The sequence below is a fragment of the Streptomyces sp. NRRL F-525 genome, from assembly GCF_000716605.1.
In the GTDB taxonomy this organism is placed as follows: Bacteria; Actinomycetota; Actinomycetes; order Streptomycetales; family Streptomycetaceae; genus Streptomyces.
The window spans coordinates 1-317 of the sequence record NZ_JNXE01000190.1 but is presented as its reverse complement, the minus strand read 5'-3'; the positions used below and the strand labels follow the sequence as shown (position 1 = coordinate 317).

The following is a 317-nucleotide window of genomic DNA, read 5'->3' as shown; positions in this document are numbered from 1 at the left end:
CACGAAGGACGCCCCGAACATGGCCACCACGTGCTGGGCGCCGAGCCCGGCCGTGCGGGGCCAGGAGAGCCGTTCGTCGGGGCGGACCACCGCTCCGGGGGCGGGCACCTTCCCGTCCCCGTGCAGTTTCCAACGCACGCCGAGGTCCATGGTGAGGTTTCGCTTTCTCTGTAGGTGAGGACTGTCCGGACCATTGTCGGGGGTGCCCGGCCGTGCCTTGACCTGCACCCTTCCCCGAGGGGCGTGCTGAGCGTCCGCTTAGGATGAGCGGGAACCGCCGTACTCCGGCACAGCCGAGCACGACCAGGAGCCCCACC

The 317-nt window shown here is 70.3% G+C and carries 1 pseudogene; it reads right to left on the bottom strand.

Going from position 1 to position 317, the window contains the following annotated elements:
• Window positions 1–150, bottom strand: a pseudogene (locus OO69_RS51825) (nitrate reductase); the annotation flags it as partial.
• Window positions 151–317: the final 167 nt, after the last annotated feature.